This is a genomic window from Indolivaga alginatilytica (genome assembly GCF_003201355.1).
In the GTDB taxonomy this organism is placed as follows: Bacteria; Bacteroidota; Bacteroidia; order Bacteroidales; family Dysgonomonadaceae; genus Dysgonomonas_A; species Dysgonomonas_A alginatilytica.
In genome coordinates, this window is record NZ_QICL01000042.1 from 12,863 (window position 1) to 30,150 (window position 17,288).

Genomic DNA, 17,288 nt, shown 5'->3' on the forward strand with positions numbered 1-17,288 from the left:
TAATAAAATGTATATCGCTAATTATGAGCTGTATATATGGCTATCCGGCTAACCGGTTAACCGGATAGCTGATTAGCCGGTTGATTAGCTTGTTGGCTTGTTGGCCAGAGACTTGGTTGGTCTGCTTACCGATTAACTAGCTAGTCAATTCGTTTGCTTGTGAGCTTGGCAGTTAAGCCATTAGCCTATTAACCTATTAACCAACCAGATAACAAATCGATTAGCTAAGCAATTGGCTTAGTAGCTGCTAAGCCAATCAACGCCAAATACTACCACAAACATTGATTATAATGGACATGAGATTTTTTGATAAAAATGCGGAAAATGATGTTTTTAGAGCCTCAAAGAATGAATTTGTTGGCACCGTATTCGGCTAGATTAATGAAGAGGGAAGGATAAAAATATTTATTCTATTGTGAAGACAGTAGACTGTATCAACAAAAATGTAAATTGATGCGTACTCTCTGCTTTGACCCGATGGGTAAATGATGTCTCATATACCCGAATACAGCTGTTTTGATAGGCTTGACAGGACAACAAAGTGCAGGGATAGGAAAGGGGTTTATTGTATTGGTAATGAATCGGATAAATAAACACTCTTTTCTGCCAGAATAGCCCCTCCAATCCGGACACCCCCTCAATTTCATACTCTTCTTTTTTTAACATCTTATATACACCACTTTTGGGAAGCAAAATAAAATAGGCAAGGTTTTTATCAGGAAATACTGTTCGCATGAACGCAGATTTCCGATAAAACCCGCCAGGGCTTCGATCTTGCCGTTTTATTGGCTTCCTATTTCTTTGTATTGAGATGGAAACAGAACATTAGAATCGAAGATTGGGCAGAAGTGTATTTCAAAATACGCTTCACTTCTCTGACCGAGAGTCTTTTTGCTGTGTAGTGTAAAGCAATAGCGGAAAGTCTCGCAGGGAACTAAAAAGAAAAATGTAGGTCGTCCGAGAAAGGAGAAGGACAAATTATCGAAGTCAATAAACCTCAAATTGGCTCCCGAAGATTACACAATCGTACAGCGGAGAGCATTGAAAGTGGGGCTAACTGCTACCCGATATGCGAGAAAAATGACTTTAAGCGGAGGTGTGAAATCACGTTTTACAGTGGAGGAATTAGATATGATGCGTAAACTTTCGGGTATCAAGGGGAAAGGTTTCGGTGGCTGTGTGCGTTATGTGATGAATGATTCACATGAGCTACTCGAAGCAGAGGGAGTGTTTGCGGATAGTGCCAAGAGTATTATCCGCAGCTTTGCTGTACAGCGTTCAGGCAGGAAGGAGATAAAACAACCTGTCGGACATATCCCGATATCCTTCTCGCTTGAAGATACAGCAAGAATGACCTATGATTTTTTTCAACTGGCTAAGGAGTATATGGAGGAAAAGGGTATTAAAAATACGCAGTATATTATTGTCAGGCATCATAAAAAATCCCCCGATTATGAATGATGGATACTCTATTGCAAGCTTTGAATTGTCTGAACTTAAAGGCAAAACAAAAGTGATACTAACGCATGAGAGTGTAAAGTCATTTAGCGGAGACGACTCCAATATGGAAAGAGACAGCTTTGTTGTGGGATGGAATGATATCATCAAAAGTTTACTTAAGGATTATGTGGGAAAAATACCTGAAAGAATAGATTATCTTATACAGAAGTTGTCTTGACTTTTTATTTAACCACAGAATAAAAGGAGTTTCACGGAGTTTTTCTGTTTTACTCCGTGTTACTCCGACAACTCTGTCAGACGCTTTTTATAACTTGACTTGCGAAACTAATTGCCCGTCAAAGAGATTGACGATTCTCGAAGCATATTCCGCATCATGCTGGCTATGAGTTACCATCACGATGCTAGTACCGTCGTTGTTGAGTTCGGTTAATAAGTCCATAACTTCCTTTCCGTTGCGGGAATCCAGGTTACCCGTTGGCTCGTCTGCCAAAATCAGTTTGGGATTGGCTACGACTGCACGGGCTATGGCAACGCGCTGTTGCTGACCTCCCGATAGTTGTTGAGGAAAATGTTTCTCCCGATGGCTTATTTGCATTCTGTCCATCGCCTGCCGCACTTTTACCTTTCGTTCCGATGAAGGGAATCCCATGTATAACAATGGTAGCTCTATATTCTCAAATACATTCAGCTCATCAATCAAATTGAAACTTTGAAAAACAAACCCGATAACTCCTTTGCGGAGCTTGGTACATTGCGATTCTTTATAATTGCTGACATCTGTTCCGTTCAAGAAATATTTCCCTCCTGTTGGGCTATCGAGTAACCCCACTATATTCAGTAGTGTTGATTTACCACATCCCGATGGTCCCATGATGGCGACAAATTCGCCTTCTTTTATTTCCAGAGTGATATTATTCAGTGCCCATGTTTCGACTTCGTCGGTACGAAACACTTTTTGCAGGTTTTCTGTTTTAATCATAGCTATAATTGTTTTTTATCGATTGTAAATAAATTATTTCTGTATTTTTTATTCTAAAATCATCACTAGAATTTCTTGTTCCGGTAATTCGCTATACAACGACTTTGTCTTTTCCTGTTGCGATTGCGGCAATGTTTTGAAATTAGGGGTCTTCTATCATCGCTTTCAGCATATTTCGCGAATAGTATGTGTAGATGGACTTACCATTAAATTCCGTTTTGTCTAGCAGAAAGGGGATTCCATCCCGTAGTGAGTTGCTTATCATAATTATGTCGGTTTTTTTCTTATCGGGTGTTTGGTAAAACCTTTGTGTGCTTTTATCTAAAAAGCAGCAATGAGGCTGGTTACTTTTATAGTCGTCACTGCTATATTCATCGTACGAGAATAACAAAAAGTCTTTTGTTTCCAACAGATGTCCGGGTAATCTTTTGTTTCCGTTTTTTTCCTTTGTAATATTTTCCATATTAGCCTTATATTTCCCTGCATGTATAATGTATGCCGGGTTAAGCCTTTTTTCGGAAACAAAGCGAAAAAGCGTATCATTACCAACCTGCCGAATGCTTAATTGATTATCGTAATAATATATATTGCCCGGCCCCGGATTATGATATGTTGTTTTGATAACAGGGATATCATTGTAATTGATAAACTGACATAATGTGTCTCCATTCGAATTAAAGCTATATATAAATGGTTTATGGGCTTTATCTTCTACGTTGTAACAGTAATCAATGAAATTTTTATTCTCGGCATTCAAGGGTAATGCCTTATGTACTGCATACATCTTTTTATACTCCGTTTTACGTGAAGATAAGTTGTGAAAGTTTAAACTTGTTTTGCCTTTATCTACAGTTGTAAACATACATATATCACCCAGAATGTAATAATTACTCATAAAATTTTTGACATCCAGCAAATCTATTCTCATACCTGTTTTATGGTATTTAGGTGGATTTTCCATAGATGTTATTGTGTATACGAAATTGCCTAATTTGTCATAACAGTGCAATCCGTATAAAGCATCGCCGACCAGAATATAATTATCTGTTATCTTAACCGACAAGTCTAAATTTATAGAGGTAAATACATTGCTTATAAAGATCATACCTTCTTTAATAAAAAACTGTTTTCCTGACTCTGCTTCGGGATGCTTCAGCTTCACATATTTTACTTTAGAATAATAGTCGGACAGGTTCAAATCTTTGATTTCACACTTACCTGATATATCCAGTACAATGGGAGGGTCGTTCCGGTCGATAGCCCGGGATTGTGTATATCTTATCCCTTTTTGATTGGATAATGTATCGCCGGCATATTTTTCTATGGCATCTTCATTATCTATAGATTCCAGTGATTGTTTTTTTTGCCGGCTACATGCTGCGATGGCTAATATACCAACACAGATTACTATAAGGTGTATTTTCATTGTTTTTATTCTAAAATCATTACTAACATTTCCTTATCGGTTAGCTCGTCGTAGAGCATAGATGTGCTATTCGGCTGGAAAATGGATTGCTATCATCCAGAAGCTTCTTACTATTTCATTTTTTTCATTTCTTGCCGGAGTCAGCTTCGCTTGTTTAATTAGACGAATAGCTTCGCTATCCAACTCATGAATTCCGGAACCATCCCGAAATATTTTCACATTAGATATTGAACCATTTTTTTCAGTTATACCTTTGATTAGTACTGTTTTTTTATTCTTTTTATCCCAGTCTTTATACCTATTATTAGCTCTGAAATAATCAACAGCGCTTTCTAATGCGGCAGTAGTTGCAGGCATCTCATAAACTGTAGTATCATTGTCTAATGTAGTAGATTGAGGAGCTTTCTTTTCATAAACTGTAGCAGCATTTTTTTTCGGATGATTTAATTCTACAAAATCATTCGTTTCATTATTTTCTTTGGTAACATCATCTGAAATATTTTCAGAAGAAAGAGTTTGTTTCGAACTGTTACTATTGCATGAAATAAGGAACAGTGATAAGACAAAACATAATGTGACTAAAATTTTCATAATCTATTCATTTTTATAAGTTAATTACTCACTCGCTTCTAAGGGATTCTACGGGACTTTGTCTGGCTGTATAATATATCTGTACAATTATTACTAATGCAGTGATCAAGAGCATGAATAATGGTATAAGGGCAAATATCCACCAACTCAATGCGGTGCGATATATAAATCCTTCCAACCATTGATACATGATAACATAGCATATAGGTATCGATATAGCAGAAGCTACAAGTCCTACCTTGGCTATACCGGTAATGAAAAGTATACTGATGTCTTTGATTGAAGCTCCGTTTATCTTACGGATAGCTATTTCTTTAGTCCGTTTTTCGACCATAAACGATACCATGCTGATAATACCCAATAAGGAGATAACAAAAGAAATAACAGAGAATACCGAGAGCATATGTGCTGTTCTTAATTCTACTGCATACATTTCTTTATATTCATCGTCTACAGTATGATAGGCTACAGGTCTTTTAGCATAGCCGGGTTTCATCTCCTTATACTTTCCCAATATATATTCCAGTGTGGCTTGTTTATCTTTGCCTGTGGTTTTCACATATACATTAAAGCATGTTTCGGGGTTAAAACTTATTATCAACGGGCTTATCTTTTCTCTTAGAGGCTTGAAATTAAAATCTTTGACTACTCCTATAATCTTGCCTTGACGCCCAAAGCCATAAGTAACGGTAATGCCTATCGGATTCGCTTCTCCCATCATTTTTTTGAATGATTCGTTTATCACAATATCAAATGATTTATCCTCAGTCCATTGCCACCATTTCAATCCCGGTTTTATAAACTCTCCCTCAATAACTTTTAACCCGAATGTATTAGCATAATGCGTATCACAGGATATTTCGGTAAATTCCACATTTTTGACTTCATCACTACTTCCTTCCCACGATATGCCGCTATATCCCCAGCTTGAATTATAGGGTGCACTCATTGCTATTGAAGCCGCAATTATATTAGAGTTTTCTTTCTTTATGATCTGTATAAAATTTTCGGCATCGTACCAGAACGACGTTTCCAACACAATGATGTTCTCACGGTTAACTCCGGTATCGGCATTAAATATTGCATTTATCTGTTTGTAAATAATTGTTGTGCACATAAGAATAGAGATGGATATAAAAAACTGTAAACCAATCAGTGCTTTCCTTAATCCTTCTTTCGATCCTGTATTTGAACCGCCTCGCATCACAAGTTTAGGGCTGAATGAAGATAGATAAAATGCCGCATATCCACCCGATAGCAGGCTGATGATTATACACACGGCAATAGCAATCAGGGCAGACTGTAGATCGAAACTGAAAGCAGTTTGGGTTCCCATTATTTTACTAAATACCGGAAAGAAGAATTTGACCAAAGCTAAAGCAACAATAACAGATATAGCGGATATAAAGAACGATTCGAATAGAAAACGTTCTTTCAACTGCCGTTTGGTCGCACCTGTAACCTTGCGTACTCCAACTTCTTTCATCCTGCTTAGGGCACGAGCTATGGATGTGTTTATATAATTGATAATAGCGATGATGAGTATTAGTATTACCGCGGCCGAAAAAAGATAGATTTGTTCGAGATTGCCGTATACCTCCCATCTGGTATTGATTGCTACTTCCTTGGGAGAATGCAGATGAATGTCTTTCAAGGGTTGGAGAACCAGTTTATCTTTCGTTTCGCCTTGTGTGGATAAAAAATCTGCTATCTGCCGCTTAAATTCGGGTGTGACCTCAGCGTTTTCTTTCATCATTATGTAATGTGTACCTCCCGAGTTATGACCATCAATACTCAATACATCAAATCTTACCTGCGTATTACGTGGCAACTCAACTACAGCTTCAATGGTACAGGTCAAGCTTATACCGAAAGTGATTGATTTACCTATAGGAGATTCGTTACCGAAGAATTTATATGCAGCATCTTTTGTTATAAGAACTCCTCGGTTGTTAACGATATTTTGCGGAGAACCTTCGAGATAGACAAACGAAAACATCTTTAAAAAATCCTTATTTGTTGTTACATAGTCTATACTAATACCATCCTCGCCACTTTTATCTTCCCTAACAAAAGGCAAATTCTCATGCGACATAAATGTGGCAGCTTCTATTTGCGGAAATGTTGTTTTTAGTTCTTCCGCCACTGTAGGTCTTATATAGGCTGATTTGTGTAGCCCATCGATACGATTTTCAACTTTCATTACACGATAAATCTGATTGCCTTTGGGGTAACCATCCTCGAAACTCAATTCAAACTTTATCCAAAAGATGAGCAGGAAGCAGCAGGCTATTGCTACTGATAGTCCGACGATGTTGATAAAAGAGTACCTTCTGTCTTTTATCAGGCTTCTAACTGTAATCTTAAAATAGTGTTTTAGCATGATATCATTGTTTTACTTTAATATTAATTCCTGTGCGTCTCCGAAGTTATCGTATCCCGAAATAATAATACGGTCTCCTGTTTTGAGCCCATCCAGAATCTCGTATTGTTTTGGGTTTTGCCGACCGATAACGATGTTTGTTTTTATCGCTTTATTTCCTTGTTCGTTGAGCTTAAACACCCATTGCCCTCCGGTGTTCTGATAAAAATTGCCTTTATCGACTACCAACGCCTTTTCGGGCTGTCCCAATTCTATCTGTATCCGAAAGCTTTTTCCGATGCGTATATTATCGGGTTTTTCATCGACAAACACAAGGTCGATTTCAAATAGACGGTCTCTTATTTCAGGATTTATCTTCGTTATTTTCAATATATATTGCTTACCCTGATAGATGACAGATGCAGGCAATCCGACAGCAATCCGGTCGATATAATATTCGTTTACTTTGGTGCTTATTTTCAAATCGTCAATAATTTTTTGCTCTCCGATATTATTTCCGGCTATAACCCTTTCGCCGGGTATGACACTCACAAAACTTAATTGCCCCGATACCGGAGCCTTTACAATCAGGTTATCCAGCCGGTCTCGGCTATTCGTATATTTTTTTTCTTCCCGTTTCAGGTCGTTGTTCATCAAATCTTGCTGTATAAGATTCATCAAAGAATCATTTTTTAATTCCTCGAGCAACAATTTAGTGTTTTTCTGATTGAAATTATAATCATCCGAAGATACTTCCAGTTGTGCTTTACTTTTTATTCCTATCTGATACTCTTCTTTATCGAGGCTGTATTGCTTGCTTTGTCTGTCGAGTTCGTATACGGTCTTTAAAGTGGTGCGTTTTAGTTCCGACGATTTTTGCTTCATTTGCAACATTTTGTCCTTATACGATATTTGTTGTTTTTCGAGATCGTCCCTTTCATCCTGAATCGTTCTTACCAGTTCGGGGTTGCTGAGTATAAGAATGGTATCCCCTTTATTGAGCATACTGCCCTCTTGGGCAACAATTCGCTCTACAGTGCCATTCTCCGAACTATTTAGTTTTACTGTCAATTTTGGTTGGGCTATGCCTTCAATATCCAGATATTCGAGAAATTTGCCTTCCGCTATTTCCGCTATTTGTGCATTATCTTTTTCGTAACGTAATTTAGTAGCCCCCAACGAGGAAAAAAATACATAAAGAACGAGAAAGAATATAACTGTTCCTGCTAAAATATAATATTTATATTTTAGTACGGGGTGCTTCTTTTTTATTTCAATATCCATAACATTTTATTTTAATAATAATTCGTAATCCTCTATGAGAGGAATATCTTTTTCAAAATTATAGAGTGTCAAGCTACGCAACGTGTAATAGAGTGCCCAGTAATTATAAAGGGTATTTATGTGATTGCGTATCGCCGCGTCTTTTTCCGAGATGGCAACATTGAGGTCAAGCAAAGTCGATTTGCCCAGCATATAAAGCTTGCGTGCCACATCGTTGCGGCGGCTTGCTGTGAGTCTATCCTGGAAGCTACGTTTACCTTATATAGTTGCAGGTTGAATTGCCTTACTGTTTTTACTACATTCAATTCAAAATCTATTTTATCCTGTTCTACTTGTGTATATACCATATCGCGGTTCGATTTGGCGACCTGTATCTGCCCTCTTCCCCGACCCCAATCCAATATCGGTAAACGGATGCCTATCTGTATATACTGCTGGCTAAGCGGATTTTTGTATGCCGTGCGAATCCCTTCGCCGGTTTGAGTGAGTCCGAATTGTGCAAATACATCTGCTTTTAAGCCTGCCAAAGACTTTGCATATGCCACATTGCTCTGGCTTTCTTGCTTCCGACGCTGCATGTTTGTAATATCGGGACTGTTGGTTAACGATAAAATAAGTGCTTTATCGAGGTCGATAATCAATTGGGGTACTTCTACATCTATAATTGCTTCTATGGGAGACGAATCTACAATCCCTAAATAAAACCGGAGGTCTTTCATGAAATTATCCACCTCCATCTGAGCATTCAGCATATTGCTTTCCTCATTGAGCCGGTTCACTTCCAATTGCAGCATCTCATTTTCGTTGATAGTGCCTATATTGTATCGCCTTTTTGCAAATGTGTATAACGTATCGGCATTTGCGTAATTTGTCCGTGCGATATTGAGGTCGCTTTGAGCTTTTGCGAAGTCGAAAAATTTCATCGTTGTTTTTGCCGCTACCAATTCGAGCGTTTCTATATATTCTTTTTTGGCTTCATCATAGCGTAAGGGTTCAATCTTGCTATCCCATTTTAGTTTATTATAGCCGAATAAAGATTGCTGATAGGCAATCGTAATCGGATTTGTCTGATAAGAGCTTCCGTTGTTAGCTCCGAACAGGTCGAGCCGTTGAATGCTTGAATTGACAGACAAAGTTCCCCCTGTAAATGAAATATTCTGACTTAATGATAACCCTGCATCTGTAACCAACTGATTTTGTTGAACAAACTGTGCCGAACCGTCGGGCATAGTCAGTTTATTTATGCTGTGGTCGAAGTTTGGTGTTGACGAGAATGTGAGTGAAGGCAGATAGTTTGCTTTGTAATAACAATAGTTCCAATATGACGAACGAAAACTGTGACGAGCCTCCAGTACATCAGGAGACTGTTTACGGGCTATTTCAATAGCATCCTTAACGGTCAGCCTGATTGTCATTGTGTCCGGATGTTGGGAAAACATATTTTGGAATAACATCAGCAAGATGAATATGTGAACGATTTTTTTCATAGATTGAAATAGATTCTTACTGTCAATATATAACCAAAAAATATGCCATACAGCTAACGTGTTTTTTATTAAATTTTTAACTGGTTATAAACATTGAAATTGTGTGCTAAATAGCACATTTGCAAGTTCGTATCCGCACCTATTTATTGCAACTTTATGTTTATCTTTAATGCGTATAAATTATGAACGTCTAATTGGCTTCCGATGGATAACAAAGGTAAGATATTGGTTATAGATGATAACGAAGATGTGCTTTTTGCCCTTCATGCGTTACTATCTCCCTATGTGGGAAAAGTGAAAGTGAGTACACAGCCCGAAAAGATTCAGAAATTCATTGAAGAATATCAGCCTGATATTATACTGCTGGATATGAATTTTCAGAAAGATGCGATTAGTGGCAAAGAAGGTTTTTATTGGTTGGATAAGATTTTAAATATCGATTCTCAATCGATAGTCGTTCTTATGACCGCATACTCCGATACCGATAAAGCTGTACAAGCCATAAAGGCGGGAGCCACCGATTTTATACCTAAGCCTTGGGAAAAAGAAAAGTTGCTGGCAACTATACATTCCGGCATCAGATTGAGAGAATCTCAAAAAGAAGTATCGCTCCTGAAAAACAGAATGGAGGTATTGAATGCAGATACAGCCTATGAAATAATAGGAGAATCGGAGGCTATGCAAAAAACATTTTCTTTGATAGAAAAGCTGGCTGGCACAGATGCCAATATTTTGATACTAGGCGAAAACGGTACCGGCAAAGACCTTATTGCACGTACTATTCACAATCTTTCGCCACGGTCTAAAGAGGTATTTGTCAGTATAGACTTAGGCGGTATTTCGGAGAGCCTTTTTGAAAGTGAATTGTTCGGATACGAAAAAGGTGCTTTTACCGATGCAAAAAAAGATAAACCGGGCAGAATGGAGGTGGCTTCGGGAGGTACATTGTTTTTGGACGAAATTGCAAACCTATCTCTCCCTATGCAAGCCAAAATGCTGACAGCTATAGAGAAAAAGCAGATAAGCCGTTTGGGGTCGACAAAAAATATCCCGATTGACGTCCGTTTTATAAGTGCAACCAATGCCGATATATATCAGGCAGTGGAAGATGTCCGTTTCAGACAAGATTTGTTATATCGTATCAATACAATAGAGATACATATTCCGGCATTGAGGGAAAGGGGCAACGATGTTGTGCTGCTGGCTGAATATTTTTTGAAAAAATTTGGCTTAAAGTACAAAAAGGATATTCAGAATTTATCGCATGATGCCAAACGTAAGCTATCTGCATATAATTGGCCGGGAAATGTACGGGAGTTACAAAACACTGTAGAACGTGCTGTTATACTTTCGTCAGACAGATTCCTTAAAGCCGACGATTTCGTCCTTGCCCAAACCGAAGGGCGAAAGCATAAAGACAAAGAAGTACTCAATCTGCAAATAATAGAACAGGAAGCTGTAGAGAAAGCACTGAACCGTAGCAACGGCAATCTGAATAAGGCAGCCGAAATGCTGGGCATCAGCCGTTTTGCATTGTACCGTAAAATAAATAGAAAATGAAAAAGCACCAAAGGGCATTAATACTCAAAATACTACCGGTAATATTATTATCGACTGCTATCGGCATATCACTTTTTTACGGGGAATACATACTATCTATTTTCCTTGCTTTGGCTGTATATTATGCAGTATATAATCTGATACGCTTTCATAATCAAACAATCATGGATTCAAAAAGACTGATAGATGCTATTCGTTTTTCCGAATTTAACATTTCGTTTAATAATATTATTACCAAAGGATTGTATGCCGATTTAGGTATCGAGATGGAAAATTCAATCGGGCTGTTCAACGAGAAGATGCAGGAAAAAGAATCGGAGTTGAGTTTCTACGATATTTTACTCAATAGAATCGACTTTGCTATTATTGTATTGAATCAGTCTAAGAAAATCAAATGGATTAATAAAGCGGCTCTTGAATTATTCGGTAAGCCTCGTCCTAAACAGCTATCCGATCTGAAATCTGTTTCCGCAGAGCTTCCCAAAATACTGGAAAAGCTGACTCCAAAAGAAATGAAGATTCTGAAATTGCAAAAGGAACATGATGAATTGAATCTGGCTGTAACAATGGTGTCGGCAAGTATCAGAGGCGAAGAACTTAAAATATTCAATCTAAAGAATATCCAACCTGTATTGGACGAAAGCGAAAGTGAAGCATGGAAAAAACTGATACGGATACTTACCCACGAAATAATGAATTCCATAACGCCAATAATTTCTTTAGCTGAAACATTTTCGGAGCAGGAAGATAGTAATTATGATCCTGAAATGATGAACAGAGCCATGCAAACGATTCACAGGCGTAGCAAAGGCCTTGTACAGTTTGTGAATAATTATCAGCGTTTGGCACGTATTCCCGCTCCCGACTTTACAACATTCGGGCTTCATCAGATAATGGAAGATATAACCAATCTGTTGAGGGCTCATCAAATCGTATTTTTGTATAGTATCAATCCTGGCGATATTTCTATCAGGGCAGACCGAGGGCAGATCGAACAGGTTTTGATAAATCTTATTAAAAACGCTTGGGAAGCCTGCTCACAGAACGAAGTACCGATTATTAATGTGAAAATAGAAAAGGACATATATCAGCGTCCGTTGATACTTATCTCGGATAATGGGACGGGCATTCTGCCCGATGTTCTTGATAAGATATTCATACCGTTTTTTACGACCAAGAAAGAGGGTTCGGGTATTGGTCTTAGCATTTGCCGGCAAATAATAAGCACCCACGGGGGAACTATAACTGTTAGTTCAAATCTTGATGGTGGTACATGTTTTACAATTAGTTTGTGAAGTCTCCAGACTATTCTATTTAATTGTCTCTACTTTCAAGTGGAGGTATAGTTATTTACTGATATTATGCACTCGCGATTTGCTGTTTAATATTGTTTAGTTCGTTAACGACTGCTTTTAATGAAACCATGTATATCTTAGCTTTAATGAGTAAGGGGTTCAAAGTTTGAGCTAGCCTTAGTTTTTCGAGTTCCACGAAAGCAGATATTGAGGCAAATAAATCCACATTAGCGAATACTCCTTTACTGGCACACATTAGGGATTATTTTGTACCTTTACATCAAATAAGTTGCTCTTTAAATGTTGTGTGAAAATGAAGCGAAATAAGGCGGTTCGCTCGTTTCTAAATCGTTATCTATTTTACATAAATCGCCAGTCTCCTTCAGATAACTGTTCATTTTTTGATTGCACATTGTTGGTAAAATATTATTGTCTTTTTGATTGATAATACCTGTTGATAAAGTGCCAATTACTTACAATTTAAGGGTGAACACTTTGGGGCAAATTTTATGGTAATTAATGCCTGAGTGATGTCTTGACTTGTCTGTAAATACAAAAATAAAAATCCTATAATATCAATATATTGATATTATAGGATTTTTATTAAACTTGTCGCCTTTTGTCTTAGACTGAAGCGGTATGGACGAAGAAGAGCCTAAAGCATAATTTTCTGAATACCAATATTCTGTAGGTATCTAAAAATCCAGTCCCACGAATAAACCCACGCTTATTTTTCGCCAATTTCAGTCGTAATGTATTGTATCAATGAACTTTGATTGCAAAGAGAAGCGGTACTTTTGTAAAAACGGTACTTGAACCTAAATTTAACTATTCAAATTGTTTGTTTTTCTGTAATATTCTCATGCATATCATCTCATTTTCCTTATTAATTTCAATAGTGTAAATACTCAAATTAAGTATAATTTCAACTGATACAATTAAAAACACACTGCAATATATTCGAGCATAAAAGAATCTTTTTACATTTTGATAAATAATTCTTCCATGGACGATAGATTTTCATCTTTAGAGAAATGTAACTCGATAAAGCTTATATACTTCTTCACCTTCAGGTTGATTTCGAACAGATTGAAAATAGATTAAATAAGGCAAAATAATATATTGAAATAAGTTATCTTTGAAGTAAAATAAATATTTGTATGGCTACTATCCAACACAATGATTATCATCATTTCCTGATTGAGATTAAGGAACGAATCCGTTCTGCTCAATATGAGACAATGAAAGTAGTCAATAAAGAAATGATACAACTTTATTGGAATATCGGAAAACAAATAACAGAAAAGCAGCAGGCATCCGGTTTGGGAAAAGCTGTCGTAGAAACTTTCCGGATGCTTACTGTTATTTGCTTACCAATATCCCGATTGAAGCATAGACAAAAAACGATTCTTTCAGATAGTTGCTTATTTATATGTCAAAGCTGCAAAATAGAACGATCTAAATGATGAAAGCCTGATAATTATGCTAATTTATTGTCTGGGTGCAGGGGCGAATTGCATTTACCCAATATTAGCGAGAGGACTAAAACTCACTTTTATAAATAAAATATAGCAATATAATGCTCTTGGCAAGTCTGAATTTTATTTTCAAAACTTAAACACGTGTTTTTCTGATATTTTCCTATCTTTGATAAAATATCACATCACTTAAATATCATGAAAAAGCATATCTTATTTATACTCTTTGCAATAATCTCGTTGAGTACTTACGCACAAGTCGATTCTAAATACCTTAAAGGAGCAGTCCCTGAGGTGGATGGGAAAATAGTATTCTCAAGCACTATAAAAGTAAATAATAGTGTATCTGATGAAAAGATATTCGATCTGATGAACAAATGGGCACAAGAAAACTATGCTTCGCCAACCAATCCAAAACAACGTATATTACTTGCCAACCCTGCTGATAAAACAATTGCATGTAGAGGTGAAAAGGATATTATATTTAGCAAATCGGCACTATCTCTTGATAAAACAACAATTACGTACCAGCTTATTCTTAAAATAGAATCGGGTGAATGTCTGGCAACCGTAAAAAATATAAAGTACGATTACTACGACAAAGGCAATAAAGATTACTATACTGCCGAAGAGATGATAAGCGACAAAGTAGCTCTTAATGGCGAAAAACTAAACAGATATTATGATAAATTCAGAACTCACACGATAGACAGCATCAACGGCATTTTCAATTCTATTGATATATATTTAAATGGAGTAAAAAGACGTGAAGGAGCTGTAGACGCAGAAGTTCAAAGAACTATACCCATGACTAATTTAACAGAGGCTACTCCATCTATACCTATGGTTCCATTGGTAGCTAGCTCTCCTGCAGGCGAATCGGCACAAACAACCAATACAACATCGGGAGCTACACTTGCCGGATTTAGACAAATTTCGGCTGATAAAATCCCCGGAAATATAGTAAAACTACTCAACAATGCTACTCTGATAACCTCGGGATCAGGCGACGACATCAATGTTATGACCGCCTCTTGGGGTGGATTAGGTGTATTCTGGGAAAAGCCTGTGGCGTTTTGTTTTTTAGGAGCTCAACGCTATTCTATTTCAACAATGGATAAAGGAGATACTTACACCATATCTTTTTATACAGAAGCATATAACGATGCCATTCAATATTGCGGATCCGTAAGCGGGCGTAATGAAGATAAAATAAAAGGTTCGGGGTTAACCCCAATCAAAACACCTTCGGGAGCAACAGCATTTACCGAGGCATGGATGATATTGGAGTGTAAGAAAATGATCGCACAACCTTTATCACAAGATGCAATAGCAGACACAACTTCAGACGCTGCTAAAAAGTGGAACGGTAAAGCATTACACAAAATGTATATCGGAGAAATACTTAATGTTTGGATTAAATAAAGGTAAAAATGCAAATAAGAATGGGAGAGATTCAATAAGTTGAATTTCTCCCGTTCTGATTTTAGAGTATACAATTATTTAAACAATATCTCAATATTCATAGATTTTCAGAATCCGTTATCTCTTTAAACTTAGGGGCATAATCTAAACCCCATTTATTAATATCATCCAGAATAGGTAATATCTTTTTACCATCCTCGGTAAGCGAATACTCTACTCTTGGTGGTATTTCAGGGTAAGTAATCCGATCTATTATTTTATAAAACTCCAACTGCTTCAGTTGTTGATGTAATACTCGCTTGGTAATACCCGTTACAGCCTCAACCAAATCTTTAGGTCGTGTTACCCCCTTATCAATCTCCATAAGTATGCAGAATTTCCACTTCGAGAAAATAACTTCCGTAGCAATAGTGATTCCACACTCAAAATCTAAAGGTATTTTTCGTTCATACATACACCATCTGTTGAATTTCTTAGAATATAATTTAGATACAAAGTTAGTGACAAAATTATCACTTAGAGATAAAAAAATCCCTTATTGTGATTCATACTCAGTGATACTAACTTTGTATTTCAATAAACGTAAAAGAAAAAACAGATGAAAAAACTTATCATTGTCAGTCATCCGAATATTCAAGATTCAGTAATAAATAAACGTTGGGTAAAAGAATTGGAGAAATATCCCGAACAGTTTACTGTACATAATATATACAACACTTATCCTGATGGCAAAATAGATATTGAGAGAGAGCAAAAATTAATTGAAGCACACAATACTTTGATTCTTCAATATCCGTTATATTGGTTCAACTGTCCTCCCCTTTTAAAACAATGGCTGGATGATGTTTTCACCTACGGATGGGCTTATGGCTCCACGGGAAATAAGATGAAAGATAAAAAAATAGCATTGGCTATATCTGCCGGAATTGAAGAAGAAGATTTTCAAGAAAAGGGAACATGGAAAGTTACAATAGAACAACTGATTCTACCTTTTAAAACAACAGCACTTTATACAAAGTCTGACTTTAGAGGGCATTTCGTTTTATACAATTCTCATGATGCACTTCACGCCGGAACTTTAGAAAAAAGTACAGAAGATTATATCCAGTTCGCCCTGAATGTATAAACGGTTAGCTAAAACCTTTAACGAAGAAAGACACAATAGTCAGATTCATTTAATCTACTCATTGTGTCTTTTATTAAATCTTTAAACCCACAACATTACAACCTTTGCTGAATTGCAGCACCTATCTGCTCCAATTCTTCTTTTGTCACTTCTTTACGGAATAGCTTTACTTTATAACCATTACGGGAAATAGACAATTCCTTCATATTCCCTTCCGAGCTAATAGAAAATCCTCTATTATCAGGATATACCTGCATAACTTCCCATCCCAAAGCTTCCATATAATTCATTGCATCGACAAACTCGGGAAACTTCACCAGTTTACCTTTCGCGTTTCTAAGACGAGGTTCCTTTTCTAACCAGTAATTCTCGGATAATCCCAAAACCAATTCCGCATTATCCAAATACACCATACAATACGTATAATGCTTTTTTTCTGCCGATTGGTTTTCTTGAGAAAAAGAACTTGTGGTATAAAGTATAATGGAAATTAAACACAATATAGCCTTCTTCATAAGATTCTTTTTTGTTTTGAATCTAAAAATAGAAAAACATTATCATAAAAACAAAGGAGCTACTAATTAAAGCAACTCCTTTATCAATATATAAACTTTGATTAAAAAACGAAACATTAAGAGTCTGTTTAAATTTTATTCAACAATAATTTTATAGATGCAATTTTGACCATTTCTTCGGCAGAGTCAAAAGTTGTTTCATATTTTCGGCATAACCTTCTGTTATAATCAAACCATGCAAAAGTAGGCTCAATGACCCAACGCTTTTTAATTGGTCTAAACCCTTGATTCTTATATCC

The 17,288-nt window shown here is 36.7% G+C and carries 15 protein-coding genes and 2 pseudogenes; 8 read left to right on the forward strand and 9 right to left on the reverse strand.

Features of this window, described 5'->3' with window-relative positions; translation table 11 throughout:
* Positions 1–987 precede the first annotated feature (987 nt).
* From CLV62_RS22390 to CLV62_RS19780, 3 genes and pseudogenes are all read left to right on the forward strand, one after another.
* Positions 988–1,149: pseudogene (locus CLV62_RS22390) on the forward strand (plasmid mobilization protein); the annotation flags it as partial.
* Positions 1,135–1,461 carry a relaxase/mobilization nuclease domain-containing protein gene (locus CLV62_RS19775; RefSeq protein WP_394337218.1) on the forward strand — a complete coding sequence of 109 codons (327 nt, stop codon included), beginning with the start codon at positions 1,135–1,137 and terminating at the stop codon, positions 1,459–1,461. The pseudogene CLV62_RS22390 and the gene CLV62_RS19775, both read left to right, overlap by 15 nt.
* Positions 1,454–1,678 (forward strand): SRPBCC family protein, encoded by a 225-nt coding sequence (locus CLV62_RS19780; protein ID WP_110312503.1) that lies wholly within the window; start codon positions 1,454–1,456, stop codon positions 1,676–1,678. The genes CLV62_RS19775 and CLV62_RS19780 overlap by 8 nt, the downstream gene beginning before the upstream one ends.
* An 87-nt stretch (positions 1,679–1,765) precedes the next feature.
* Here CLV62_RS19780 and CLV62_RS19785 read toward each other — a convergent pair whose 3' ends face one another.
* The 6 genes and pseudogenes from CLV62_RS19785 to CLV62_RS19810 all read right to left on the reverse strand — a co-directional run bounded on the left by CLV62_RS19785 (position 1,766) and on the right by CLV62_RS19810 (position 9,590).
* Positions 1,766–2,440, reverse strand: coding sequence for an ABC transporter ATP-binding protein (locus CLV62_RS19785; protein WP_110312504.1), 675 nt, complete (start codon positions 2,438–2,440; stop codon positions 1,766–1,768).
* A 142-nt stretch (positions 2,441–2,582) separates the two neighbouring features.
* A complete protein-coding gene (locus CLV62_RS19790) occupies positions 2,583–3,866 on the reverse strand; it encodes a DUF4933 domain-containing protein (RefSeq protein WP_110312505.1) in 1,284 nt (427 codons plus the stop codon).
* A gap of 66 nt (positions 3,867–3,932) precedes the next feature.
* Positions 3,933–4,457 carry an energy transducer TonB gene (locus tag CLV62_RS19795; protein WP_110312506.1) on the reverse strand — a complete coding sequence of 175 codons (525 nt, stop codon included), beginning with the start codon at positions 4,455–4,457 and terminating at the stop codon, positions 3,933–3,935.
* A gap of 28 nt (positions 4,458–4,485) precedes the next feature.
* Positions 4,486–6,840, reverse strand: coding sequence for an ABC transporter permease (locus tag CLV62_RS19800; RefSeq protein ID WP_110312507.1), 2,355 nt, complete (start codon positions 6,838–6,840; stop codon positions 4,486–4,488).
* 12 nt (positions 6,841–6,852) lie between these two features.
* Positions 6,853–8,103: an efflux RND transporter periplasmic adaptor subunit gene (locus CLV62_RS19805; RefSeq protein ID WP_110312508.1), complete on the reverse strand. Its 1,251-nt coding sequence runs from the start codon at positions 8,101–8,103 to the stop codon at positions 6,853–6,855.
* Between the two features lie 6 nt (positions 8,104–8,109).
* Positions 8,110–9,590: pseudogene (locus CLV62_RS19810) on the reverse strand (TolC family protein).
* Between the two features lie 204 nt (positions 9,591–9,794).
* Between CLV62_RS19810 and CLV62_RS19815 the strand changes: the two are divergent.
* Positions 9,795–11,150: a sigma-54-dependent transcriptional regulator gene (locus tag CLV62_RS19815; protein ID WP_110312509.1), complete on the forward strand. Its 1,356-nt coding sequence runs from the start codon at positions 9,795–9,797 to the stop codon at positions 11,148–11,150.
* Positions 11,147–12,445 carry a sensor histidine kinase gene (locus CLV62_RS19820; protein ID WP_110312510.1) on the forward strand — a complete coding sequence of 433 codons (1,299 nt, stop codon included), beginning with the start codon at positions 11,147–11,149 and terminating at the stop codon, positions 12,443–12,445. Before CLV62_RS19815 ends, CLV62_RS19820 begins: the two co-directional genes overlap by 4 nt.
* Positions 12,446–12,509: 64 nt before the next feature.
* Here the strand turns inward: CLV62_RS19820 and CLV62_RS19825 are convergent, their stop codons facing one another.
* Positions 12,510–12,701 carry a hypothetical protein gene (locus CLV62_RS19825; protein ID WP_110312511.1) on the reverse strand — a complete coding sequence of 64 codons (192 nt, stop codon included), beginning with the start codon at positions 12,699–12,701 and terminating at the stop codon, positions 12,510–12,512.
* A 904-nt stretch (positions 12,702–13,605) separates the two neighbouring features.
* On the opposite strand from CLV62_RS19825, the gene CLV62_RS19835 reads away from it, so the two are divergent.
* Positions 13,606–13,911, forward strand: a complete 306-nt coding sequence (locus tag CLV62_RS19835; RefSeq protein WP_110312512.1) for a DUF1016 N-terminal domain-containing protein — start codon at positions 13,606–13,608, stop codon at positions 13,909–13,911.
* 210 nt (positions 13,912–14,121) lie between these two features.
* On the forward strand, positions 14,122–15,348 hold the full coding sequence (locus tag CLV62_RS19840) for a DUF4468 domain-containing protein (RefSeq protein WP_110312513.1): 1,227 nt from the start codon (positions 14,122–14,124) through the stop codon (positions 15,346–15,348).
* A gap of 97 nt (positions 15,349–15,445) precedes the next feature.
* On the opposite strand, the gene CLV62_RS19845 is transcribed toward CLV62_RS19840, so the two are convergent.
* Complete coding sequence (locus CLV62_RS19845; RefSeq protein WP_110312514.1) at positions 15,446–15,802, reverse strand: winged helix-turn-helix transcriptional regulator; 357 nt, start codon at positions 15,800–15,802, stop codon at positions 15,446–15,448.
* A 144-nt stretch (positions 15,803–15,946) separates the two neighbouring features.
* On the opposite strand from CLV62_RS19845, the gene CLV62_RS19850 reads away from it, so the two are divergent.
* The gene (locus CLV62_RS19850) at positions 15,947–16,474 is read left to right on the forward strand and encodes an NAD(P)H-dependent oxidoreductase (RefSeq protein WP_110312515.1); all 528 of its coding nucleotides are present in this window, start codon (positions 15,947–15,949) and stop codon (positions 16,472–16,474) included.
* 95 nt (positions 16,475–16,569) lie between these two features.
* Here the strand turns inward: CLV62_RS19850 and CLV62_RS19855 are convergent, their stop codons facing one another.
* The gene (locus CLV62_RS19855; RefSeq protein WP_110312516.1) at positions 16,570–16,989 is read right to left on the reverse strand and encodes a hypothetical protein; all 420 of its coding nucleotides are present in this window, start codon (positions 16,987–16,989) and stop codon (positions 16,570–16,572) included.
* Positions 16,990–17,288: the final 299 nt, after the last annotated feature.

Coding starts and splice junctions, on each gene's coding strand:
- CLV62_RS19790 (WP_110312505.1), bottom strand. CDS start 3,866: ATGAAAATACACCTTATAGTAATCTGTGTTGGTATATTAGCCATCGCA.
- CLV62_RS19815 (WP_110312509.1), top strand. CDS start 9,795: ATGGATAACAAAGGTAAGATATTGGTTATAGATGATAACGAAGATGTG.
- CLV62_RS19825 (WP_110312511.1), bottom strand. CDS start 12,701: ATGTGTGCCAGTAAAGGAGTATTCGCTAATGTGGATTTATTTGCCTCA.
- CLV62_RS19855 (WP_110312516.1), bottom strand. CDS start 16,989: ATGAAGAAGGCTATATTGTGTTTAATTTCCATTATACTTTATACCACA.
- CLV62_RS19800 (WP_110312507.1), bottom strand. CDS start 6,840: ATGCTAAAACACTATTTTAAGATTACAGTTAGAAGCCTGATAAAAGAC.
- CLV62_RS19805 (WP_110312508.1), bottom strand. CDS start 8,103: ATGGATATTGAAATAAAAAAGAAGCACCCCGTACTAAAATATAAATAT.
- CLV62_RS19795 (WP_110312506.1), bottom strand. CDS start 4,457: ATGAAAATTTTAGTCACATTATGTTTTGTCTTATCACTGTTCCTTATT.
- CLV62_RS19780 (WP_110312503.1), top strand. CDS start 1,454: ATGAATGATGGATACTCTATTGCAAGCTTTGAATTGTCTGAACTTAAA.
- CLV62_RS19840 (WP_110312513.1), top strand. CDS start 14,122: ATGAAAAAGCATATCTTATTTATACTCTTTGCAATAATCTCGTTGAGT.
- CLV62_RS19785 (WP_110312504.1), bottom strand. CDS start 2,440: ATGATTAAAACAGAAAACCTGCAAAAAGTGTTTCGTACCGACGAAGTC.
- CLV62_RS19850 (WP_110312515.1), top strand. CDS start 15,947: ATGAAAAAACTTATCATTGTCAGTCATCCGAATATTCAAGATTCAGTA.
- CLV62_RS19845 (WP_110312514.1), bottom strand. CDS start 15,802: ATGTATGAACGAAAAATACCTTTAGATTTTGAGTGTGGAATCACTATT.
- CLV62_RS19835 (WP_110312512.1), top strand. CDS start 13,606: ATGGCTACTATCCAACACAATGATTATCATCATTTCCTGATTGAGATT.
- CLV62_RS19775 (WP_394337218.1), top strand. CDS start 1,135: ATGCGTAAACTTTCGGGTATCAAGGGGAAAGGTTTCGGTGGCTGTGTG.
- CLV62_RS19820 (WP_110312510.1), top strand. CDS start 11,147: ATGAAAAAGCACCAAAGGGCATTAATACTCAAAATACTACCGGTAATA.